Source organism: Paractinoplanes brasiliensis, assembly GCF_004362215.1.
In the GTDB taxonomy this organism is placed as follows: Bacteria; Actinomycetota; Actinomycetes; order Mycobacteriales; family Micromonosporaceae; genus Actinoplanes; species Actinoplanes brasiliensis.
This window is the reverse complement of record NZ_SNWR01000001.1, coordinates 1,872,077-1,893,302: the sequence shown is the minus strand read 5'-3', so window position 1 is coordinate 1,893,302 and position 21,226 is coordinate 1,872,077. Positions and strand designations below refer to the sequence as shown.

General features: G+C 71.5%; 18 protein-coding genes and 2 tRNA genes. 10 read left to right on the top strand and 10 right to left on the bottom strand.

Annotation, left to right across the window (positions count from 1 at the left end; genetic code table 11):
• Window positions 1-490: 490 nt before the first annotated feature.
• The 5 genes from C8E87_RS08180 to C8E87_RS08155 all read right to left on the bottom strand — a co-directional run bounded on the left by C8E87_RS08180 (window position 491) and on the right by C8E87_RS08155 (window position 5,365).
• A tRNA-Ile gene (locus tag C8E87_RS08180) sits at window positions 491-564 on the bottom strand.
• 79 nt (window positions 565-643) lie between these two features.
• Entirely contained in the window at window positions 644-1,906 is a 1,263-nt protein-coding gene (locus tag C8E87_RS08175) for an NAD(P)/FAD-dependent oxidoreductase (RefSeq protein WP_133872521.1), read from the bottom strand.
• Window positions 1,907-2,136: 230 nt separating this feature from the next.
• Window positions 2,137-2,838, bottom strand: coding sequence for a chitinase (locus tag C8E87_RS08170; protein WP_133872520.1), 702 nt, complete (start codon window positions 2,836-2,838; stop codon window positions 2,137-2,139).
• A 61-nt stretch (window positions 2,839-2,899) separates the two neighbouring features.
• Window positions 2,900-4,087 (bottom strand): beta-1,3-glucanase family protein, encoded by a 1,188-nt coding sequence (locus tag C8E87_RS08165; protein WP_133872519.1) that lies wholly within the window; start codon window positions 4,085-4,087, stop codon window positions 2,900-2,902.
• Between the two features lie 1,205 nt (window positions 4,088-5,292).
• A tRNA-Asn gene (locus C8E87_RS08155) sits at window positions 5,293-5,365 on the bottom strand.
• A gap of 191 nt (window positions 5,366-5,556) precedes the next feature.
• On the opposite strand from C8E87_RS08155, the gene C8E87_RS08150 reads away from it, so the two are divergent.
• A complete protein-coding gene (locus C8E87_RS08150; protein ID WP_133872517.1) occupies window positions 5,557-5,862 on the top strand; it encodes a hypothetical protein in 306 nt (101 codons plus the stop codon).
• Window positions 5,863-5,932: 70 nt separating this feature from the next.
• On the opposite strand, the gene C8E87_RS08145 is transcribed toward C8E87_RS08150, so the two are convergent.
• The 3 genes from C8E87_RS08145 to C8E87_RS08135 all read right to left on the bottom strand — a co-directional run bounded on the left by C8E87_RS08145 (window position 5,933) and on the right by C8E87_RS08135 (window position 9,051).
• Complete coding sequence (locus tag C8E87_RS08145; RefSeq protein WP_133872516.1) at window positions 5,933-6,940, bottom strand: sugar phosphate isomerase/epimerase family protein; 1,008 nt, start codon at window positions 6,938-6,940, stop codon at window positions 5,933-5,935.
• A 156-nt stretch (window positions 6,941-7,096) separates the two neighbouring features.
• Window positions 7,097-7,939, bottom strand: coding sequence for a TIM barrel protein (locus C8E87_RS08140; RefSeq protein WP_239080491.1), 843 nt, complete (start codon window positions 7,937-7,939; stop codon window positions 7,097-7,099).
• Between the two features lie 467 nt (window positions 7,940-8,406).
• Window positions 8,407-9,051: a response regulator gene (locus tag C8E87_RS08135; RefSeq protein ID WP_133872514.1), complete on the bottom strand. Its 645-nt coding sequence runs from the start codon at window positions 9,049-9,051 to the stop codon at window positions 8,407-8,409.
• An 81-nt stretch (window positions 9,052-9,132) separates the two neighbouring features.
• On the opposite strand from C8E87_RS08135, the gene C8E87_RS08130 reads away from it, so the two are divergent.
• The 4 genes from C8E87_RS08130 to C8E87_RS08115 all read left to right on the top strand — a co-directional run bounded on the left by C8E87_RS08130 (window position 9,133) and on the right by C8E87_RS08115 (window position 13,101).
• Window positions 9,133-10,794, top strand: a complete 1,662-nt coding sequence (locus C8E87_RS08130) for a sensor histidine kinase (protein ID WP_239080492.1) — start codon at window positions 9,133-9,135, stop codon at window positions 10,792-10,794.
• A gap of 75 nt (window positions 10,795-10,869) precedes the next feature.
• Window positions 10,870-11,823 carry an Acg family FMN-binding oxidoreductase gene (locus C8E87_RS08125; protein WP_133872513.1) on the top strand — a complete coding sequence of 318 codons (954 nt, stop codon included), beginning with the start codon at window positions 10,870-10,872 and terminating at the stop codon, window positions 11,821-11,823.
• Window positions 11,824-11,826: 3 nt separating this feature from the next.
• Window positions 11,827-12,783: an Acg family FMN-binding oxidoreductase gene (locus C8E87_RS08120; protein WP_133872512.1), complete on the top strand. Its 957-nt coding sequence runs from the start codon at window positions 11,827-11,829 to the stop codon at window positions 12,781-12,783.
• Between the two features lie 111 nt (window positions 12,784-12,894).
• Complete coding sequence (locus C8E87_RS08115) at window positions 12,895-13,101, top strand: DUF4926 domain-containing protein (RefSeq protein WP_133872511.1); 207 nt, start codon at window positions 12,895-12,897, stop codon at window positions 13,099-13,101.
• A gap of 55 nt (window positions 13,102-13,156) precedes the next feature.
• Here C8E87_RS08115 and C8E87_RS08110 read toward each other — a convergent pair whose 3' ends face one another.
• Together C8E87_RS08110 and C8E87_RS08105 are read right to left on the bottom strand one after the other, a co-directional pair.
• Window positions 13,157-13,717: a DinB family protein gene (locus tag C8E87_RS08110; RefSeq protein WP_166661115.1), complete on the bottom strand. Its 561-nt coding sequence runs from the start codon at window positions 13,715-13,717 to the stop codon at window positions 13,157-13,159.
• Window positions 13,718-13,774: 57 nt separating this feature from the next.
• The gene (locus C8E87_RS08105; protein WP_438866024.1) at window positions 13,775-14,347 is read right to left on the bottom strand and encodes a hypothetical protein; all 573 of its coding nucleotides are present in this window, start codon (window positions 14,345-14,347) and stop codon (window positions 13,775-13,777) included.
• A 169-nt stretch (window positions 14,348-14,516) separates the two neighbouring features.
• On the opposite strand from C8E87_RS08105, the gene C8E87_RS08100 reads away from it, so the two are divergent.
• From C8E87_RS08100 to C8E87_RS43555, 5 genes are all read left to right on the top strand, one after another.
• A complete protein-coding gene (locus C8E87_RS08100) occupies window positions 14,517-15,704 on the top strand; it encodes a type 2 periplasmic-binding domain-containing protein (RefSeq protein WP_166661114.1) in 1,188 nt (395 codons plus the stop codon).
• The gene (locus tag C8E87_RS08095) at window positions 15,701-16,063 is read left to right on the top strand and encodes a hypothetical protein (RefSeq protein WP_133872509.1); all 363 of its coding nucleotides are present in this window, start codon (window positions 15,701-15,703) and stop codon (window positions 16,061-16,063) included. Before C8E87_RS08100 ends, C8E87_RS08095 begins: the two co-directional genes overlap by 4 nt.
• On the top strand, window positions 16,056-16,610 hold the full coding sequence (locus C8E87_RS08090) for a flavoprotein (protein ID WP_133872508.1): 555 nt from the start codon (window positions 16,056-16,058) through the stop codon (window positions 16,608-16,610). The genes C8E87_RS08095 and C8E87_RS08090 overlap by 8 nt, the downstream gene beginning before the upstream one ends.
• Window positions 16,607-18,265 (top strand): glycoside hydrolase family 3 protein, encoded by a 1,659-nt coding sequence (locus C8E87_RS08085; protein WP_133872507.1) that lies wholly within the window; start codon window positions 16,607-16,609, stop codon window positions 18,263-18,265. Before C8E87_RS08090 ends, C8E87_RS08085 begins: the two co-directional genes overlap by 4 nt.
• Window positions 18,266-18,454: 189 nt before the next feature.
• Complete coding sequence (locus C8E87_RS43555; RefSeq protein WP_166661113.1) at window positions 18,455-21,217, top strand: helix-turn-helix transcriptional regulator; 2,763 nt, start codon at window positions 18,455-18,457, stop codon at window positions 21,215-21,217.
• Window positions 21,218-21,226: the final 9 nt, after the last annotated feature.

Below are 21,226 nucleotides of genomic sequence, written 5' to 3'. Positions count from 1 at the left end.
GTCCTGCGACCCCGGAGGCCTGACATGGCTCATGGACGCGAGGCCACGCGGCGTCAGCAAGACGACGCCCGAAGTCGGCGATCAACCCCGCATTGATCACGCTGTTCTGGCAGGCCCACCGCGGAGCAGCGAAAACTCGTCAGCGTCCAGGATGGCGAAGTCCGTCGCCGGGTCCGTGACCAGAGACCGAAGGGTCCACCGAACGCGTTCCTTCTCCATGTCGACGAGACGTCTGCCTCGCCACGGCTGCGGCGGCGCGGGCCGACGCCGGACCTGCGCCAGGTGGACAGGCGAAGGAACCGAGGGAGACTGAACTGACACGGTCCTTGTCTACCCTCAGCCGATCCACGCAGAACAACCGGGCCCACACCCATCGACTCCGCGACACGTCGGGTCTGACTCCAGCCCAGTACAAAGATCCATGACCACACGGATACAGGTCCACCCAGAGCCGCGGCAACCACGCTGCGGTTCGCATACAAGATCAAAGTGGGGCGGGCGGGACTCGAACCCGCGACCGAGGGATTATGAGTCCCCTGCTCTAACCCACTGAGCTACCGCCCCTTACCGGCGGCGATCCTAACCCGTGCCGCACAGCCACAGCCAGCGATCTCCCGCCCCGGGCCTGCGGGAAGCTGACGAATCAGGCGTGGACGTGGGTTCCCAGCCAGGAAAGCACAGCCCCGGCCGTACGCCATCCGCCGGCGAGGGCGCCCTGGATGGAGGGGCTGTCGCGGTGGTCGCCGGCCACGAAAAGGCCCTCGCCGAGGTCGACCGGCTTGCGCAGGTTGGACTGGGGGACCCGGGCCGACGGCAGCGCGTGGGGGATGCTGACGACTTCGAGTAGCTCCCAGTCGTCGGTTGGAACCCCGTACAGGCGGGACAATTCGACCCGTATCACCGTCTCGCTGGCCGAGGAGGGTGCCGAGACGCCGACCACGGAGGCCGCTATCAGTGACTTGCCGCTGGGTGCGTACTCGGGCGCGGCGTTGGACAGGACGATCGTGTTGGCGACGATTTCGCGCCGGTCGCCGTCGAGCAGGAGGATGGGCTCGTCGATGGGGGCGCGGTCGGAACCGAAGTAGAACGTGGTCAGGCCGTGCATGTCGGGGCGGGGCAGTTGGGGCAGCAGTTCGGACGCCGAGACCGGGTCGGTGGCCACGATCACGGCCCGGCAGCGCAGCTCGCCGCCCTCGGTGACCACCATGCCGGGGGCGATCGAGAGCGTACGGGCGCCGATGAGCAGCTGTGGGTAGGGCAGGGGACCGGCGATCGCCGCGGGCAGGGCCGCCATTCCGGCCGCCGGCACGCCCATCCGCCCGCGCGCGAAGGATCTGAGGATCATCGCGAACACGTGACTCGACGTGTCGAGCGAGCGGTCGCCGAAGACGCCGGAGAGGAACGGCCGCATCACCTCTTCGATCATGCGGTGGGACAGGCCGGCCTTGCGCAGCATCTCCTGCGTCGTCGTCTCGCGCGCCTCGAGCAGCCGGGAGGCGGGCAGCGTCGCGCACTTGGTGGCGAGCGCGGCGAACTTCAGTCGGTCACTGAGCGTGCCTACGCCTGAGGTCAGGGTCTGCGCGGCGGCGAGCGGCTCGCGTACGGGGTTCTCGAGCCGGTGCAGCTCACCGCCGCGGCGCACCAGCACCCCGGGCGTGAAGTACCGCAGGTCGAGCGCGTCGATGTCGACGAGCGCGGGCAGTCGCGGATACGCGGTGTTGATGACCTGGAATCCCCGGTCGAAGTGCCAGCCGTCCACGACGTCGGTGGTCACCCGCCCGCCGATCCGGTCGGAGGCCTCGACGAGCAGCCATTCCACCCCCGCGCGGTCGAGCCGTCGGGCGGCGGAGAGTCCGGCTAGACCGCCGCCGACGATGACGACGTCCACCTCCACGGGCTGCGACACGGGAACCTCACAAGGGGACGAAACAGGCAGCCCCAGAGTAACGGCGGTGGCTGGTCACGGCAGCGGAAAGGCGAAGACACCCCCAACCGTCACGGCAGGTGACGCACCTCGGGGAAGGCGGGACCGGGCCCGTCGAGCAGGCGCTCGTCGAAGAAAGTCAGGGGACATCCACGGCGCCCGCGGGTGAGGGAACCGCCCGGCAGCCGGGCGGTTCCCTTGCGGAGGGGGCGTCAGCAGGACAGGTTGGCGCCCGGGTCCACCCCGAGGATCTGCGTGAAGCGCTGGTAGGCGTCGATCCGGCTCTGCACCTGGGCCGGGTTGCCGCCGTCGCACTCCAGCGAGCCGTTGATGCTGCGGATCGTCTCGCCGAACCCGGCGCCGTTGACGATCGCGGCGTGTGGGGTCATGGAGCCCGGCCCGGTCTGCGTCATCCAGTACCACAGACCGGTCTGCCAGGCCACCGACGAGTCGGTCTTGACCAGGTCCGGGTTGTTGAGCAGGTCGATGCCGAGAGCGTCGCCCGCCGCCTTGTAGTTGAAGTTCCAGCTCAACTGGATGGGCCCGCGGCCGTGATACGCGTCCTGACCGGCAGGGCACCCGTACGGCTGGGACGCGTCGCAGTAGTGCGGCCAGTTCGCCTGGTTCAGCTCCTCGACGTGGACCAGCCCGCCCGACTCGTGGTTGATGTTGGCGAGGAAGGCGGCGGCTTCCCGCTTCCGTACGTCCTCGTCGCCGGCGCCGGTGAACTCGCCGAACTTGCCCATGGCGTCGAGCAGACCCGCGTACGAGTAGAACGGGATGCGATTCGGGAACATCTGCTGGAACTGGGCCTCGGACACCGGCAGGCTCGCGGCGGAGGCGCTGAAGCTCGGGAGCAGGGCGGCCAGTCCCGCTGTCACAGCGACGGCCGCGACCAGAAAACGATGCTTCATGGGGGAACTCCTTCGTTCTGAAGGTTCCCGGGCACGCCGGAGCGCGCCCGGGAACGGGGGCTCAGTTGAAGGGCGAGAGGGTGATGGTGATCGACGCCGGGTCGCCGCTGTGCACCAGCGACTCCTGGTTGGCGACGTCGTCGAAGGCGAACGCGTACGCCTTGCCGTCGGCCATGTTCTCGTGGATCAGCTTGCCGTACAGGTTGGCCGGGGTGTTGCGGTAGAACGTGGCCGGGTCGGTGCTGGGCTCGACGTCCTGCGTACCGAGCGTGCCGCGGAACAGCGCCGCGCACAGGCTGCGCGCGATCGGCCCGACGACCAGGTCGTTCGGGGCGCCCAGGTTGCCGTCGCAGCCCCACACGTTCGACGAGGTCGGCTTGGTGAAGCCGGCGACCTGCGCGCCGGTGGCGTCGGTGAAATTCATGACGTCGCCGCTCGTACGGCCGGTGAAGACCTTGTCGGGCTGCTCGGCGAACGGCTTGACCGTGAGGTCCTTGTTCGCGTACGCCGCCCACGCCTGGTCGATGTAGCCGCCCAGGTAGTCCGGGTCGAAACCGCCGGCGTCGGCGCCCTTGCCCGGGGCGAGCACCCGCAGCACGGTCCCGTCGCCGCGGGTCTGGATCAGCTTGGCGAACTCCGGGTCGGCCCGGAGCCCGTCGATCACGGCGGTGTGGCCGCCCGGCTTGAGCTCGCCGGTCTCGGCGGTACGCCCGTCCGAGCCGGTGACGCCGACCTTGTGCGGCACCGCGAACATGTCGACCTGCGAGCTGTTCAGCCACACCCCGGCGTCGTTGTAGGTGAACTCGCTCCAGTCGAACAGCACGTCGCGGCTCGGGTCACCACCCGCCCACGGCGCCGGCTGCACCAGGCCGCCGTCCTGCGAGATCCGGAAGTCGAGTTTGTCGCCGAACGCCATGTACATGCGCCCGGACAACCCCTTGGGCACCTGGATGGTCTTGCTGGCGCCGTCGGCCGGCCCGGCGATCGACACGTCAGGCGCGGGAACGGGCGGGTTGCCCCCGGCCGGCCACGCGGTGAACGTGCCGGCCTCGTTGACGTAGCCGAGCTTGCCGCCCGACTCGCCGAGCACGTACAGGTTCACGGCCTCGCCACGGCCGGAGTCGTTCGTCACGGTCAGGGGCAGCAGTTTGGGCCCCGCCGCGCTGGCGGACGGCACGACCGCCGCGACCCCGGCGACGGCAACAGCCGCCACCCCGAGCCCGAGCAGGGATTTGCGATTGACACGCATAGGCACTCCACAGTCCGGCCCCCGTCTGGCGCGGGCCCGGCGCCGCCGGAGGGGATCCCACACCGGCCGGAACGCTTCGGGGGCGGACACAGAAGGGGGCTGCGTCCCGGCCATCACGCTCCGTGTCGCCAGAGCGCTCTCAAACCACTTTCACCCGAGTGTCAAACCATGTCAATCGACCCTCATCGCTCCATAGCACACCGTCCGCAAGACGCAACCCGACCCCGTTTGCCCTGCTCAACCCGCCCCCACGAACAAACGGGAAAGAATACTGACGAAAGGGCAACACCCCCAACCCACAGCTATCGGCCACATAACAGAAGGTCACCACTCCACCGCACTCCGCCGCATCCCCATGACGATCCGCAACCCGACCCCGCACCGACCCCGGCCCCGACCCCGACCCCGCGCCGGCCCCGACCCCGCGCCGGCCCCGACCCGCGCCGGCCCCGACCCCGGACCGGACCGGACCCGGCCCCGCGCCGGACCCGGCCCCGCGCCGGACCCGGCCCCGCGCCGCGGGTGGCGGCGGAAAACCGAAGGGCCTGGTTGCGTCGTTCGCACAGCGCAGGCCAGGCTCCGCGACCAAGCCGGCAACGAGTCGAAACGCCTCGCGAGGACCCGCAATGAGCCGTCAGGGCCAGGAAATAGCAGTCTAGGTTCCTAGGATGCCAGGGCAGGGCAGCCAGGGCAGGGCAGCCAGGGCAGGGCAGCCAGGGCAGGGCAGCCAGGGCAGGGCAGCCAGGGCAGGGCAGCCAGGGCAGGGCAGCCAGGGCAGGGCAGCCAGGGCAGGGGAGGCAGGGCGGGGCAGGGGAGGGGGCCGGGATGCGGCGGGGTGGGCAGGCAGGGCAGGGGAGGGGGCGGGGATGCGGCGGGGATGCGGCGGGGATGCGGCGGGCCGGGGCGAGGCGCGGCGAGATGCGATGCCCTGAGGTGGGGCGCGGCGGAGCGGGGCGGGCCTTATGGCTGGTGGACCTAGAGGCAAGGTCTGCGGTCCCAGGGATGCCGAGGGTAGGTGCCGAGGCGCAGCGAGAAGGTGTTTTCGGGAACGAGTCCGCGCAGCGGACAAAGTTCCCACCCCCGCGCAGGCAGAAGTTCCTGCCGCAAGCACCGTAACGTGGGGTTTCAGGGGGCTCGGCCCCCTGAGCAGAAATGGCGAAAGGCCCCGGTTCGCGCTCTCCGCGAACAAGGGCCACCGCTAAACGCTCCCCCGATTGGACTCGAACCAATAACCTGCCGGTTAACAGCCGGCTGCTCTGCCAATTGAGCTACAGGGGATCGTGCTTCGGCTCTGGGGTTTCCCTCAGTGCCGGAGAACAGAGTACATGACGGTGCGCCCGGGGCGCGAAGGGGTTCCCCGGCGCGCTGCTGTGGGGTGGAAAGCCGTGCGGCAGGCATACGTAACGGGCAGCATGGGTATGCACGGTTCAGCGACGCACGCGCGTCATCGAACGGAAGGAGCCGCCATCATGCGCGGAAAGCTGATGTTCATCACCGGTCTCGCGGCGGGCTTCGTCCTGGGCAGCCGTGCCGGCCGGGAGAAGTACGAGGAGATCCGGTCCAACGCCAAGAAGGTGTGGGAGCACCCGTCGGTGCAGGAGGCCGCCGGTGTCGCCCAGGCGCAGGCCAACAAGCTCTACTCCGAGAGCAAGGACAAGCTCCAGTCGTCCAAGCTGGGCGAGAAGCTGCATGTCACCACCGACGACTCGGCTGACACGACGGAGCCGCTGGCCACGTCGGCCAGTAAGCCGTCGTCGACGGGCACCACGTACTGACACGCGGCATCACATAGGCTCTGAGGCCGCCCTCAACGTCGAGGGCGGCCTCAGCCGTGTTTCGCCGAACTCAGGACGATGACGAGAAGGCAGCGTCGAAGGCCGCCGTCGGGGCGTCGAAGGCCAGCCGGCGCACGAACTGCAGGGCTTCGGGCGCGCCGACCAGGCGGTCCATGCCGGCGTCCTCCCATTCGACCGAGATGGGTCCGTCGTAGCCGATGGCGTTGAGCGCGCGGAAGCAGTCTTCCCACGGCACGTCGCCGTGCCCGGTCGAGACGAAGTCCCAGCCGCGGCGCAGGTCGGCCCAGGGCAGGTGGGAGCTGAGCCGGCCGCGCCGCCCGTCACCCGTACGGACTTTGGCGTCTTTGCAGTCGACGTGGTAGATCCGGTCCTTGAATTCGAGGATGAAGTTGACCGGGTCGAGGTCCTGCCAGACGAAGTGGGACGGGTCCCAGTTCAGGCCGAACGCCTCCCGGTGGCCGATGGCCTCGAGGGTGCGGCGGGTGGTCCAGTAGTCGTACGCGATCTCACTGGGGTGGACCTCGTGGGCGAAGCGCACACCTACTTCGTCGTACACGTCGAGGATGGGGTTCCAGCGGTCGGCGAAGTCCTGGTAGCCGCGGTCGATCATCGAGGCGGGCACGGGCGGGAACATCGCGACGGTGTGCCAGATCGACGAGCCGGTGAAGCCGACGACCGTTTTGACGCCGAGGCGCGCGGCCGCCCGGGCGGTGTCCTTCATGCGTTCCGCAGCCCGATCCCGTACGCCGGAGGGGTCGCCGTCTCCCCAGATGTCGGCGGGCAGGATGTCTTTGTGCCGCTCGTCGATGGGGTGGTCGCAGACGGCCTGGCCGACCAGGTGGTTGCTGATCGCGAACACCTTCAGGTTGTACTTGGCGAGTTGCTCGCGTTTGCGGTCGATGTAGTCGGGTTCGGCGAGCGCCCGGTCGACCTCGAAGTGATCACCCCAGCAGGCGATCTCGAGTCCGTCGTAGCCCCACTCGGAGGCGAGCCGGCAGACTTCGTCGAAGGGTAGGTCGGCCCACTGGCCGGTGAAGAGCGTGATGGGTCGCGCCATGATTTCTCCCTCGGAGCGGAAACAGCACTGGGCGGGCGGCGAGGGAAAGCCGCCCTGTGGCACGACCGGACCCGGGCGCCACGGCCGGGGCGGGTTTGCGCCTCCCGCTTCCGGCCCGCCGGTCACGGCAGTGCCACGACCGACACTAGACGAGTTTCAGCGCGCGGGGCAGGGCTCATTTTCCGGCGCGAGCCCGAGGGCGGCGAGCTCGGCCAGCAGGTACGCCACGTCGCCGGCGATCTGCTCGACCGTGGGGGCCTTGCTCACCAGCGTGAGGTTCTCGGTGAGCGGGCCTTGGCGGCCGAACAGCTGCTGCAACCCGTCACGCCAGGCCACGGTCGTCGAGCCGGCCACCGCGGTCAGGCGGACCTCGACGATGGCCAGGCCGGAGTCGGTGACGGCTTCGATGCCGGCGGCCGGCTCGGGCCAGTTGCGGGCGACGTGCCCGAGGTCGAGGCAGACGCCGAGCCTGTCCTTGTCGATGCGGCTGAGCCCGGCCACCGTCTGCTCGGGGTCGTCGAGCACCAGGCCGGGGGCGGGCTGGAAGCCGACGCGTACGGCCCGGCCGTTCTGCCAGGCGAGGTCGGCCAGCCCGTGGGAGAGCCGGCGCAGGATGCCGAGGGCGGCTTTTTCCTCCGCCTCGGCCCAGCCGTCGCGCGGGCCGACGCCGATGGTGCTGACGGTGCCGCGGACCGCGTCGTCGTCGAGCAGGTCGAGCAGGATCCGGGCCAGGTCGAGCGTGTATTCGCGGCGGGCCGGTTCCGTCCAGGCGGGGGCCTCGCCGCCGCCCTCGTCGAAGGGCGCGCCGCTCAACGTGACGACCTCGAGCCTGCGGGCGTCGAGTTCGGCACGAAGCCGGGTGCGGGCGCGGCTCTCGACGGCGAGGGCGGCGGCGAGCGAGGGGGGAAGCCAGAGGCTCACGCCGAGGGCGTCGGCGCCGAGCCGGGCGCGTACAGCGCCGTAGGTGTCGAGCTGCGAGACGATCACCGGTAGATTCACCGGCGTCTCAGTTGGTGGCAGCTCGCAGGAAAGGTGCACGATCCGGCCGGAAGGGTGTCTCAGCCGCATCCTTGTCCTCCCCGAGCCAGAGAGCCGGCGCATCTGCACGTGCATCCGCACGTGCTTTCCGATCCAGTATGGACCATGCGGGGGCTTGTGCTCGACGCGCGCGTGGCGGGCTTGCGCGTTGCCATATCGCCTCCATCCGTGGAATCACCTGCCCTCGGATACGAGAGTCATGCGTCCACGGGATCAGCGCCGTACGCGCCGTGCGACGCGATGACCGGGGCGAACATGATCGACGGGGCCGGATTCAATAGGTGGCCCTCGATCGGTGGGGGCATGGTGACCAGCCAGTAGGACCGTCAAGACAGCAGCCGCGACGGTTCCCCGGAACCTCATCTCTGTGCACCATGTGAGAATTCGGGCGCGCACGAGACGATCTCTCGTGCGATCGCACTTGATCTCTATTCGTGCGGATGCTCCCCGAGCAGACGGGTGGCCAGAACGGCGGCCTGGGTGCGCCGCTCCAGCCCCAGCTTCGCGAGCATGCTGGAGACGTAGTTCTTCACCGTCTTCTCGGCCAGGAACATCCGGGCGGCGATCTCGCGGTTGGTCAGGCCCTCGGCCACGAACTCGAGGATCCGGCGCTCCTGGTCGGTCAGCGCGGCCAGCTCCCGCGGCTGCTCCACCCCGTTGCGAATGCGCTCCAGCACCCGCTGGGTCACCGCCGGGTCGAGCAGCGACTGCCCCTGGGCCACCCGCTTGACCGCGTCGACCAGGTCGGTGCCGCGAATCTGCTTCAGCACGTAACCCGACGCGCCGGCCATGATCGCGGCGAACAGCGCCTCGTCGTCCTCGTACGAGGTCAGGATCAGCCCCTTGATCGACGAGTCGACCGCCCGCACATCGCGGCACACGTCGATGCCGTTGCCGTCGGGCAGGCGCGCGTCGAGGATCGCGACGTCGGGCCGCAGCGCGGGGATGCGCCGGGCCGCCTCCTGAGCGGAGCCGGACTCGCCGACCACCTCGATCTCACCGCCGGACTGGAGCAGGTCGACAAGGCCGCGGCGGACCACCTCGTGGTCGTCGAGGAGGAAGACTCGGATCATGAGTCCTTCCTACCCCGTACGGAAGGCCTGGTCCAAGGGTCGAAAGTCCCGCCACCGTAATCTGGTGGCGTGGCGGAGCAGATGAAGCCCGAACTCGGGTTGGGTCCCCTGTCCCGGGTACGTCTCGACGAGCTCCTGCAGGAGATGCTCGACCGGGTCGGCGAGGTCATGACGAGCCGGGAAAGGTTGCGCGCGCTGCTCGACGCGGTCGTCGGCATCAGCACCGACCTCGACCTGCGCAGCACCCTGCAACGCATCGTCGAATCCGCGTGCGCGCTGGCCGGCGCCCGGTACGGCGCGCTCGGGGTGATCGGCGCCGATCGCACCCAGTTGTCCGACTTCATCACGTACGGGATCGACCCCGCGACCCACGCCGCCATCGGTGACCTGCCGCACGGCCGCGGCGTGCTCGGGCTGCTCATCACCGACCCGCACCCGGTGCGCCTGCCCGACATCACCAAACACCCCCACTCGTACGGGTTCCCCCCGCACCACCCCCCGATGCACAGCTTCCTGGGCGTCCCCGTCCGGATCCGCGACCACGTCTTCGGCAACCTCTACCTGGCCGAGAAGCAGGGCGCCCCCGAGTTCAGCGAGGACGACGAGGAGATCGTGGTGGCGCTGGCCGCCGCCGCGGGCGTGGCGATCGACAACGCGCGGCTGTTCACCCTCGCCCAGCGGCGGGAACGCTGGCTCGCCGCCACCGCCGAGATCACCGGGGTGCTGCTGGGCACGGTCCGCCGCACCGAGGCGCTGCAGCTCATCGCCCGGCGCGCCCGTGAGGTGTCGAACGCCGAGCTCGTGCTGGTGCTGCTGTTCGACGACTCGTCGTACACGATCGAGGTCGCCGACGGCGCCGACCCGGCCTGCACCCGGCTGACCGGTGGCCGGATCGCCGCGGGCGAGTTCGACCAGAGCCGCTACCAGGTGGTCGACGACCTGCGGGCCACCGCCGACTGGCCCGGCCCGGTGCCCGCCGGCCCGGCCGTGGTCGCCCCGCTCGCCGGCGCCGACTCCCCGCACGGCCTGCTCATCGTCACCCAGGCCCCCGGCCGGCCGGTCGCCGACGAGGACGCGGTGCTGCTGTCGACCTTCGCCGGCCAGGCCGCGCTCGTCCTGGAAAGGGCCCGCGCGCAGGAGGAGCGCGAGCTGCTGGCGGTGCTGGCCGACCGCGAGCGCATCGCCCGGGACCTGCACGACGTGGTGATCCAGCGGCTGTTCGCCACCGGCATGCAGCTGCAGGGGGCGGCCCTGCAGAACTCGCGCGACGAGACCGTCAAACGCATCAACTCCACCGTCGACGACCTCGACGAGACGATCCGCGACATCCGGCGGTCGATCTTCGAGCTGCGGGCGCCGGTCGGGCCGTCGCTGCGGGCGTCCCTGCGCGAGACGGTCGAGGCGGCGGCGCTCGGCTTCCGGCCCACCCTCGACACGAGCGGGCCGGTCGACAGCGCGATCCCCGACGACATCGTTCCCGAGCTGCTGGCCGTGCTGAGCGAGGCCCTGTCGAACGTGGCCCGGCACGCGGCGGCGACGAGCGTACGGGTGTCGGTCCGGGCCGCCGACGGCGAGGTGATCCTGCAGGTCTCCGACAACGGGGCCGGCCTGCCGCCCGGCGCGGCCCGTGGCGGCCTGGTCAACATGGCCGAGAGGGCCCACGACCTGGGCGGTTCGTTCGACGCGGGCCCCGGCCCGGACGGCGGGACGACGGTGACCTGGCGAGTGCCTGTCTCCTCGTGAGACGGGACTTTCGGCCCTGATCGGGCGGGGCCGTCGGCGGCACGCTTGAGGTGACCGGAAATTCGGAGGTTCACCATGACACCGCTCGAGCTGGCCGCCCAGGCCGCGTTGCACGCCCCGTCCGTCTTCAACACCCAGCCGTGGCGCTGGCAGATCGACGGCGACACGATGGAGCTGTACGCCGACGAGTCCCGCCGGCTCGAGACCACCGACCGCGACGGCCGGCTGCTTCTCCTCAGCCTCGGCGCCGCCCTGCACCACGCCCTGACCGCGCTGGCCGCCTCGGGCTGGTCCTACTCCGTCGAGCGGCTCCCCGGCAAGGGCGCCGGCCCGGTCGCCCGGATCCAGCTGGGGACCCCGGCGACGCCCGCACCCGACGTGCAGCGTCTGGCCGCCGCGATCCCGCAGCGCCGCACCGACCGCCGGGCCTTCGGCTCCCGCACGGTCACCGACGAGGAACTCACCAAGCTGCGCCGGCTGGTCGAGCAGAACGGCGCCTACCTGCACGTGGTGCCGTCCGACCAGGTGCCCGCGCTGGCGATCTCGGCCGAGCTGGCCGGCGACGCCGAACTCGGCGACCAGGACTACCGCGAGGAACTGCGCGAGTGGACACACCGCCCGGCAGGCGCGGGTGACGGCGTACCGGCGGACATCGCGGTGGAGCCCGGCCTGCGCCGGGTACCCGTACGCGATTTCGCGCCGGACGACACCCCCGGGCTCACCATCGGCGCCGAGCACGACCAGGGCGCGGCGTACGTCATCATCTTCGGCCGCGGCGACGACCGGCTCGAACTGCTCCGCGGCGGCGAGGCGCTCTCGGCCCTGCTGCTCTCGGCGACCGCCGACGGCCTGGCCACCGCCCCGATCAGCGACGCCATCGAGGTGGAATGGCCTCGGCTGCTGATCCGCGGGCTGCTGGCCGACCTGGGCGAGCCCTACATCATGGTGCGCCTGGGCTACACCGCCTCGGCCCAGCCCCTGCCGCCGCGCCCGCGCCGCGCAGCCGCCGAAGTGATCGTCCGCGGCTGAGCAGTGGACGGTTACGGCCAGGAGGACCTGCTGCGCGCGGCCGCGGCCGGAGTCCGCGCGCCCTCCATGCACAACACGCAGCCGTGGCAGTTCCGCCTGCGGGACGGCGCCGTCGAGATCCTCGCCGACCCGTCCCGCCGGCTTGCCGTGGCCGACCACACGGGCTGGGCCGCGCGGATCGCGGTCGGGGCGGCCACCTGCAACGCCCGACTGGCCCTCGCCGCCGACGGCCGGCCCGCCACAGTAACGCTGCGCCCCGACCGCACCGACCCCGCCCTGATGGCCCGGCTGACGCCGGGCCCGTCCCGCCCGCCCACGCAAGCCGAGAAGGCCCTGTACGACGCGATCCCGCTCCGTCACAGCCACCGCGCCCCGTTCTGGCCGGACCCGGTGCCGCCCGATGCCCGCCGCCGCATCATCGACGCCGCCTGCGCCGAGAACGCCTGGCTCGACCTGCTCGTCGGCATGGTCCCGCTGACCGGCTTCGCCGAGATCGCCCGCAGCGCCGACCGCGTCCTGCGCCGCGACACCCTCTACCGGTCCGAGATGGCCGGGTGGACCCACGCCGGCAACGCCCCCGACGGCGTGCCGGTCGCGGTCGGAGCCCCCGCACCGGAACCCCAGGACCTGTTGCCCCAGCGCGCCTTCAGCGACCGCCGCCGGGCTCCCGGCCACGACTACGAGCCCGAGCCGCTGGTCGCCGTCCTGGGGTCAGCAGGCGACGGCCCCGCCGACCAGCTGCTGGCCGGCCAGGCCCTGCAACGGGTCCTGCTGACCCTCACCGGCGACGGCCTGGCGGCTTCGCTGATCAGCCAGCCCATCGAGGTCCCGGCCGCCCGCGACCAGCTGAGGCGTTCGCTGGGCCGCTCGGGCTCTCCCCAGATGGCCCTGCGCATCGGCTACGGCCGCCCCGGCCCGGCCGCCCAGCGCCGCCCCGTCGAGGACGTCCTGACCGCCTGACCGCCCGCCGCCCCCGCATCACGGCCGGTTGATAGATGGACACTGATTGTTAGATTCCGGGGCATGGGTCGAGATGCTGAACGGTTGCCGCCGTGACCGGGCGACCGCGACATGGGGTTGTACGACACGGTCCGGCTGCTCGTCGACCTCCCGGGCGAGGGGCTGGCGGCCGGAGCAATCGGCGCCGTGGTTCATGTTTTCGAGCGGCCGAACCTGGCGTACGAGGTGGAGTTCACCGATGGCGAGGGCCGCACGATCGCCCAGGTCGCCCTGACCCCCGACCAGCTGCAGCTGGTGGAGCCGGCGCAGGGGGTCTGAGAGCCGTTGTTGGCCGGTATGGCCGCAGTGGCGACCGCGGGCCCTGAGCGCCGCGTTATTGGCCGGTTCGGCCGTCTATGCATTCGCGGATCAGGTCGGCGTGGCCGCAATGGCGGGCGTACTCCTCGATCATGTGGATGAGGACGTCACGGACGCTGACGTTGTCGTTCCAGGGCGCGCGGATCACCGCGCCCAGGTCGGGGCGGCCGTCGAGCCACGCGTCGGCTGCGGCGATCTGGGCGCGCCATTGGGTGAAGGCGTCCTCGACGACGGCCCGGTCGCCGGTTGCCTCGTTGAAGTCGACGTCGTTGTCCTCGGCCGTCCAGAAGAGGCGCGGGACGTCGCCGTGGCCCTGCAAGCAGCGGTGGAACCAGTTGTGCTCGACGCGCGCCATGTGGCGTACGAGGCCGAGCAGGCTCATCGTCGAGGGCGGCACCGACCGCCGGGCCAGTTGCTCGGGTGACAGGCCCTCGCATTTCAGGCCCAGGGTCAACCGGTAGTTCGTCAGGTATTCCCGGATGACGTCGAGCTCGTCCACCGGTGAGTTCTGGGTGCGGGGGTCCTCGCCCGCCGGGGCCCACATGCCGTTGTAGCCGACCACGTGCTGACTCGTCATGACGCCCATGGTGACAAAGGAAAGGCCCGGCCGGCGGCCGGGCCTTGAGGAGAGGGCTCAGATGAGCCAGCGGTTCTTCTGCACCAGCGGGAGCTTCGCCCAGAGGCGGCCGAGACCCCAGGTGTGGCCGGCGTAGGTGAGGGCGACCACGACGGCCACGACCGCGTAGATGAAGTGGTAGTCGACCACCGGGTTGCTGGAGCCGCTGGCCAGGGGCCATTCGGCCGCCCACATCAGGGCCATCAGGGCGGTGGTGCCGACAGCGGCCAGGCGCAGGCCGACCCCGGCGATCAGGGCGACGCCGATCGCGAGCATGCCGAGCATGAAGCTCCAGTTGGCCCAGCCGGCGCCGGCGATCGAGTGGAAGAAGCCCTGGAACGGGCCGACTTCGACGTTGGACAGGAAGCCCTTGGTGGGTGAGCCGCCGTTGATCCAGGCGCGTTCCCAGGGGGTCGAGTATCCGAGGCCGAAGGTCTTGTCGAGGAACGCCCACAGGAAGACGAAGCCGGTGGTGATCCGCAGCGCGGCCAGGGCCCGGGCGGCGGTCTTGGTGAGCATGGCGCCCGGGGCCTCAACGGTCTCGAGGTGTGCCGCAGCCCGGTGGATGGTGGTCATCGCTGCCTCCTTCATCGTTTTTCTCACCTCTGAGACTGCTCCGAAGGAGGCGGCGGCACCCGGGCCTTCGCGCCCGAATACGGCGGGACCAAAGTCCCTACTCGATCAAGGGACGTCCGGACGGTGACGGGGGTCACGCGGAGGCGATCAACCGAGTACCGTACGTAGGCGAACGGAGGCGCCGATGACGGAGCTCTACTCTCGACGGTCGTTCCTCGCCGGGGTGCTCACCTCGGGCACGCTCTCGGCCGGCGCAGGGTATGTGCTGACCCGGCGCGAGCCGGTCGTGCTGGTGCTCGCGACCGGCGCGGACACCACCGGCGGCCGCCAGCTCCTGGTGACGATGTGGAATCAGCTCAACCCGGACGCCCAGATCCGCACCGAGACCATCAACAGCTCCACCGGCGACCAGTACGAGAAGTTCCTCTCCAAAAAGGCCGACATCTTCAACCTCGACGTCATCCACATCCCGCGCTTCGCCGACGACAACCGGATCGTCCCGATCACCCCGCGCGAGGGGCACTCACTTCTGCCCGCGGTACGCCGGCTGTCGCAGCGCCCCGGCCACGACGACTTCTGGGCGATCCCGTTCAACACCGACGTCGGCATGCTGTACCGCCGGATCACCGACAAGTCGGTCGCCGACGTCGAACCGGAACTCGCCGACCTGATCACCAAGGCTCCCGGCCAGTTCGCCGGCCAGCTCAACACGGTCAGCCCGCAGACCGACGAGGCCTTCGTGGTCAACGTGCTGGAACACGCGCTGGCCCAGGACGACGCCATCCTGACCGAGGACGGGACCCTGTCGTTCAGCCTGGGCCAGTGGCGCGAGGCGCTCGGCCCGGTCGCCGCCGCGGTGCGGTCGGGGCGGGTGACCGACGAGGCCGGCGAGGGCGACACCACCCGTACCTTCCAGCGGTTCGGGCTGCGCTACATGCGCAACTGGCCTGTCTCCTACCCGGCCGTCGACCGCGCCGAGCGCACCAAGGTGTCCACCGCCGAGATCCGCCTGGGCGGGCTGCCCACCGGCATCATCGGCGGCCAGAGCCTGGCCGTCTCGGCCACCAGCGAGAACAAGGACATCGCCGAGCAGGCGATTCACTTCCTCACCGGCACGTCGTCGCAGCTGCTGCTGGCCAAGTACGGCTTCGCCCCGACCGAGCTAGACGCGTACATCGACCAACGGCTGGCCGAGTCGCTGCCGCACCTGAAATACATCCGGTACGCGGTGGAGTCGTCGCGCCCGCGGCCGATGCACCGCGGCTACGCCAGCTTCGCGCGGGTCTTCGCCCAGCACACCCACCGGTTGATCAAGGACGGCGAGCAGCTGACGCAGCGGTTCATCCAGGACATGCAGAAGGAGATCGGATGAGCGGCGTGGAGGTCGACGCCTGGCAGATCCCGATCCTGGTGACCGCGGCCGTGGTGCTTCTCGAGGCCGGCTTCAACCTGCTGCTGCGTGTCCGGGGCAGCGGGCCGCCTTCACAGCGCGTACGCACGATCGGCTTCGGCCTGCTGGTCGTACTCACCGTGATCATCTTTGTGGCGGCGCTGGGGCCCGACCGGGCCGACCAGTTGTCCAGTGTGGCGGCGGCGGTGACCGCGGTCGTGGCGCTGTGGCTCACCTACCGCTCCTACAACAGCTTCACCAAGAGCAACACCACGGAAGAACAGTCTGGCGGTACAGCAGCGCCGGGCCCCGAGAATCCAGGAGAATCCGAGCATGGGTGATTTGCGGCTGGTCGTGTGCGGCGGAGGCGCCGCCGGGGGAGTGCTGGAGCTGATCAAGGTGGCCGCCGAGCGCGGCTGGACGGTCGACGTCACCGCGACCCAGAACGCCCTCGACTTCCTGGATCCGTCGGAGGTCGCACGGGTCAGCGGCCGGCCGATCCGTACGACGTACAAGTTCGCGGCCGACGGCACCCGGATCTCGCCGCCGGCCGACGCGATGATCGTGGCCCCGGCCACCTTCAACACGATCAACAAGCTGGCCAACGGCATCGCCGACACGTACGCGCTGAGCTCGATGGCCGACGTCATCGGCCGGGGCGTGCCCACCGTGCTCGTGCCCGCGGTCAACGAGCCCCTGGCGGCCCGCCGCCCCTTCCGCCGCTCGCTCGACGAACTGCGCGCCGAGGGCGTCCGGGTGCTGTTCGGCCCGGTCGACGGCTGGGGCCCCGGCAGCACCGGGCCGTTCCCGTGGATCAAGGCGCTCGACCTGGTCGAGGACGTCTTCGGTTTGACAAGGATCGATAGCCGCGCTCCGATGAGGGCGTGAATCGACGCCTGCTGCCGGTTGTGGTGCTGACCATGGCCGCGATCCCCGCCCTGGCCGCGACCCGTGACGAGGTCGCCTCGATGACGCTCGACGAAAAGGTCGGGCAGATGGTCGTCTCGTACGTCTACGGCGAGTCGGCCACCAGCGTCTCCGCTTCCGACGCCGCGGCCAACGAGGCCATGTTCGGCGCGGGCGTCACCACCGGCGCCCAGGCCGTCGCGAAATACCACCTGGGCGGGGTCATCTATTTCACGTGGAGCCGCAACCTCGCGAACCCGCCGCAGATCGCCGCCCTCTCCAACGGCCTGCAGCGCGCCGCCATGGCCGACACCGGGATCCCGCTGCAGATCAGCACCGACCAGGAGGGCGGCACGGTCAACCGGATCGGCGCGCCCCTCGCGATCTCACCGGGCGCCATGGCCATCGGCGCCACCTTCGACCCCCGTACGGCCTATGACGCGGCCCGGGTCAGCGGCACGGAACTGCGGGCGCTCGGCATCACCGTCACCCACGCCCCTGTCGTCGACGTGAACACCAACCCGCGCAACGCCGCCGACGGGGTGCGCGCGTTCAGCGACCGTACGGCTCATGTCGCCACCTTCGGCGTGGCAGCCGAACGGGGCTATCGCGCGGCCGGCATCGGCACGACGGCCAAGCACTTCCCGGGCCTGGGCGACACCACGGTCAACACCGACAACGACGTGGCGGTCACCGACGAGAGCCGCGCCCAGATCCTGCGCACCCACGTGCCGCCGTTCCGGGCGATCATCGCGGCCGGCGCCGGGAGCATCATGGCCGCCCACATCGTCGCGCCGTCGCTCGACCCGACCGGGGCGCCGGCCAGCCTGTCCCGGCCCGTCATCACCGGCCTGCTGCGTGACCAGCTGGGCTTCAAGGGTGTCGTGGTGACCGACGCGCTCGAGGCCGCGGCCCTCGCCGGCTACACCGACGAGCAGGTGATTCTGGGGGCCGTGCGGGCCGGCGTCGACCAGTTGCTGATGCCCCGCAGCGTCCCCGGCGCGATCCGCATTCTGCTCGACGCCGTGGAGTCCGGGCAGCTCAGCGAGCGGCGCATCGACGAGTCGGTGCGGCGCATCCTCAAGACCAAAAAGGGCCTTTCCCCGTACGTGGCCGAGCCGCCCGTCGTGGGCACGCCGGCGGCCGTGGAAACCATGAACCGCATCGCCGCCCGTTCGATCACCTCGCTCCGCACGGCTCACCTGCCCCTGCGCCCCGAGCAGAAGGTGCTGGTCACCGGCTGGGGCGTGGGCACCACGACCAACCTGGCGGCCGCGCTCGGCGCCACCCGTGTCTACACCGGCTCCCCGTCCGACACAGTGATCGCCCAGGCCGTCGCCGCCGCCGGTCAGCACGACATCACCGTGGTCACCACGTCGAACGCGTGGGCCGACCCCACCCAGGTCAAGCTGGTCGAGGCCCTGCTCGCCACCGGCAAACCGATCGTGGTGGCCGCCGTCGGCACCCCGTACGACCTGGCCTCCTTCCCCGCGGCGAAGACCTTCGTGGCCGCGTACGGGTATCAACCCCCGACCATCGCCGCGCTGGCCGCCGTGCTGCAGGGTCGCACCACCGCCCCGGGCCGCCTCCCCGTCACGATCGAGGGGTTCTATCCGTACGGCTTCCGAGCGCACTGACGTTGTCCACAGTCCCACCCGCGCCGGCTTGACAAGGCGTAAGGTCCTGGGCCATATCCCCCGGGCGGGTGGGGGTTTGGGATGGCCGGAACTCGTACCCAGGAAATGCGTGGGTTGTCAGTATTGGGCGGTATGTCGCTGTCGGAAAGGCGCTAGGCGGTGGCTCCGGCCACTGCCTAGCCTGAGCGCGTGACTCCGCTTCTGGAGCGCTCCGCCGAGCTGCGTGCCCTCGACGGGCTGCTCGCCGGCAGTGCCGCCGGCGGGCGTGTCGCCGTGGTCAGCGGCGAGGCCGGTTCCGGCAAGTCCACGCTGGCCGCCGCGTTCGCCGAGGCCGCCGGTCCGCGCGCGCAGATGCTGTGGGGCGCCTGCGATCCGCTGCTCACGCCGCGCGCGCTGGGCCCGTTGCACGACATCGCGCGGCGGCTGGGCGGGCGGCTGCGTGACCGCATCGCCGACGGGCCGCGGGGTGAGGTGTTCGACCTGCTGCTCGAGGCGCTCGACCGGCCGCCGCGGGCCGCGCGGCCGGTGGTCGTTCTGGAGGATCTGCACTGGGCCGACGAGGCGACGCTCGACATGGTGGCGTTCCTGGGGCGGCGGCTGGCGTTGTGCCGCGCCCTGCTGCTGATCACGTTCCGCGAGGACGAGGTCGGCCCCGACCATCGGCTGCGCACTGTCCTGGCCGGACTCCCGCCGGGCCTGGTGCGGCGGATCAGCCTGCCTCCGCTCAGCGCCGCCGCGGTGGCCGAGCTGGCCCGTGCCGCCGGTCGGGAGGCGCCGGAGGTGCACGAGGTGACTGGCGGCAACCCGCTGCTGGTCACCGAGGTGCTGGCCGCGCCGGCCCGGGGCGTCCCGCCGACCGTACGGGATCTGGTCCTCAGCCGTCTGGCTACGCTCACGCCGCCCGCCCGGGAGGTCGCGCACCTGGTGTCGGTCGTGCCGTCCCGCGCGGGCGCCGAACTGCTCGGCGACCGGCTGACCGAGGTCGACGAGTGCCTCGCGCGGGGCGTGCTCACCGCGCGGGGCAGCGGCGTCGCGTTCCGCCACGAGCTTCTGCGCCGGGCCGTCGAGGAGAGCCTTTCCCCCGTACGCCGCCAGGCCCTGCACGCCGAGATCCTGCGCGCCTGCGAGCGGCTGCCCGGCGTCGACCCGGCCGCGCTCGTGCATCACGCCCACCACGCCGGCGATCCCGGGGCGGTGTTGCGCTGGGCCCCGGTCGCCGCTCGGCGGGCCGCGTCGCTGGGGGCGTACAAGCAGGCCGCCGCCCATTACGCGCTGGCCCTGCCGCTCGCCGTTGAGCACCCCGTACGGGATCGGGCTGCTCTTCTCGAGGAGTATTCGGTCGCGGCCTATCACGGCGGGCTCACCGAGGCCCTGGACGCCAGCCGGGCCGCGCTGGCCCTGCGCATCGAGCTCGGCGAGCCCCTGCCGACCGGGGTCGCGCTGCGCTGGGTGTCCCGGCTGAGCTGGTGGAACGGCCGTCCCGACGAGGCCCGTGAGGTCGGGTTCCGGGCTGTCGAGGTGCTGGAACGGCAACCGCCCGGTCCCGAGCTGGCCGCCGCCTACAGCAACCTGTCCCAGCTGTTCATGCTGCGCGACGAGAAGGACGAGGCGATCGCGTGGGGAACGCGCGCGACGGAACTGGCCCGGCTCGTCGGCGACCTCGACACCGAGGTGCACGCGCTGATCAACATCGGGTCGGCGCGGCTGCACCGGGGCGACCCGGCCGGCGTCGCCGACCTGCGCGAGGCCCACGAGCGGGCGGTGGCGGCCGGGCTCGACGACCACGCCGGGCGGGCCCTGACCAACCTGGCCAGCAGCGCCGTCGACTGGTACGACCTCGACCTGGCCGAGCAGACCCTGGACCGGATCCTCCCGTTCCTGACCGCCCGCGACCTCGACGGTTACGCCCGGCATTTGCTCGGCCACCGGGCCCGCCTGCACCTGGCCCGAGGCGACTGGGCAGCTGCCGCCGACGACGCCGAGCAGGCCCTGACCGGCCCGGCCATGAACGGCGGCGGCCTCGTCCCGGCCCTGGTGGCACGGGCGGCGCTGCGGGTGCGGCGCGACGAGCCGGGCGCCCTCGCCGATGCTCTGCGGACCGCCGAGCGCGGCTACCCGACGGGGGAGTCCCAGTTCTTCTGCCCGCCCGCAACGGTGCTGGCCGAGGCGTACTGGCTCGCCGGCGACCTGCCCGCGGCCGCCGCGGAGGCCCGCCGGGGCCTGGAGGTGGCGCTGCGGGCGGGTCATCCGTGGTTCGCCGGCGAGCTGGCGTTCTGGCTGTGGCGCAGCAACGGCCCAGCCACCGCAGCGCCGCCCCCGGCCACCGCAGCGCCGCTCTCGGCCACCGCAGCGCCGTCCCCGGCCACCGCACCGCAGCCCTCGGCCACCGCAGCGCCGCCCTCGGCCACCGCAGCGCCGCTTCCGGCTTCCGCAGCCCCGCGCCAGGCTGCGGCCGAGGCCCCCGCCGCCGATCCGCCTGACGACGCCCTCGTCGAGGCGGCCCTGGCCGTCGCGGCTGAGCCGTTCCGCCGCCTGATCGAGGGCGACTGGCAGGCCGCGGCGGCGCACTGGGACGCGCTGGGCTGCTCCTACCTGGCCGCCTGCGCCCGCTCCCACGGCGACGCCCCCGCGACCGCCGAGGCCCTGCGCGTCTTCGACCGCCTCGGCGCGACAGCCCCCGCCCGCCGCCTGCGCGCCTCCCTGCGGGAACGCGGCCTGCCGGTGCCCCGCGGCCCCCGAGCCGCCACCGCCGCCGACCCGACCGGCCTGACCGCCCGCCAGCGCGAGGTGCTGCACCTGCTGGCCGAGGGCCTGAGCAACGCCGACATCGCGGCCCGCCTGGTCCTCTCGGCCAAAACGGTCGACCACCACGTCTCGGCCGTGCTCACCAAGCTGGGCGTCTCGTCCCGGGGCAAGGCCGCCGCCGAGGCCCGCACCCGCGGCCTCATCTGACGCGATGTC

What these genes read in the sequence shown, in the direction of transcription:
- C8E87_RS08170 (WP_133872520.1), bottom strand. Translation starts at nt 2,838, where the DNA reads ATGAAGCATCGTTTTCTGGTCGCGGCCGTCGCTGTGACAGCGGGACTG.
- C8E87_RS08165 (WP_133872519.1), bottom strand. Translation starts at nt 4,087, where the DNA reads ATGCGTGTCAATCGCAAATCCCTGCTCGGGCTCGGGGTGGCGGCTGTT.
- C8E87_RS08150 (WP_133872517.1), top strand. Translation starts at nt 5,557, where the DNA reads ATGCGCGGAAAGCTGATGTTCATCACCGGTCTCGCGGCGGGCTTCGTC.
- C8E87_RS08145 (WP_133872516.1), bottom strand. Translation starts at nt 6,940, where the DNA reads ATGGCGCGACCCATCACGCTCTTCACCGGCCAGTGGGCCGACCTACCC.
- C8E87_RS08135 (WP_133872514.1), bottom strand. Translation starts at nt 9,051, where the DNA reads ATGATCCGAGTCTTCCTCCTCGACGACCACGAGGTGGTCCGCCGCGGC.
- C8E87_RS08130 (WP_239080492.1), top strand. Translation starts at nt 9,133, where the DNA reads ATGAAGCCCGAACTCGGGTTGGGTCCCCTGTCCCGGGTACGTCTCGAC.
- C8E87_RS08125 (WP_133872513.1), top strand. Translation starts at nt 10,870, where the DNA reads ATGACACCGCTCGAGCTGGCCGCCCAGGCCGCGTTGCACGCCCCGTCC.
- C8E87_RS08115 (WP_133872511.1), top strand. Translation starts at nt 12,895, where the DNA reads ATGGGGTTGTACGACACGGTCCGGCTGCTCGTCGACCTCCCGGGCGAG.
- C8E87_RS08110 (WP_166661115.1), bottom strand. Translation starts at nt 13,717, where the DNA reads ATGACGAGTCAGCACGTGGTCGGCTACAACGGCATGTGGGCCCCGGCG.
- C8E87_RS08105 (WP_438866024.1), bottom strand. Translation starts at nt 14,347, where the DNA reads ATGAAGGAGGCAGCGATGACCACCATCCACCGGGCTGCGGCACACCTC.
- C8E87_RS08100 (WP_166661114.1), top strand. Translation starts at nt 14,517, where the DNA reads ATGACGGAGCTCTACTCTCGACGGTCGTTCCTCGCCGGGGTGCTCACC.
- C8E87_RS08095 (WP_133872509.1), top strand. Translation starts at nt 15,701, where the DNA reads ATGAGCGGCGTGGAGGTCGACGCCTGGCAGATCCCGATCCTGGTGACC.
- C8E87_RS08090 (WP_133872508.1), top strand. Translation starts at nt 16,056, where the DNA reads ATGGGTGATTTGCGGCTGGTCGTGTGCGGCGGAGGCGCCGCCGGGGGA.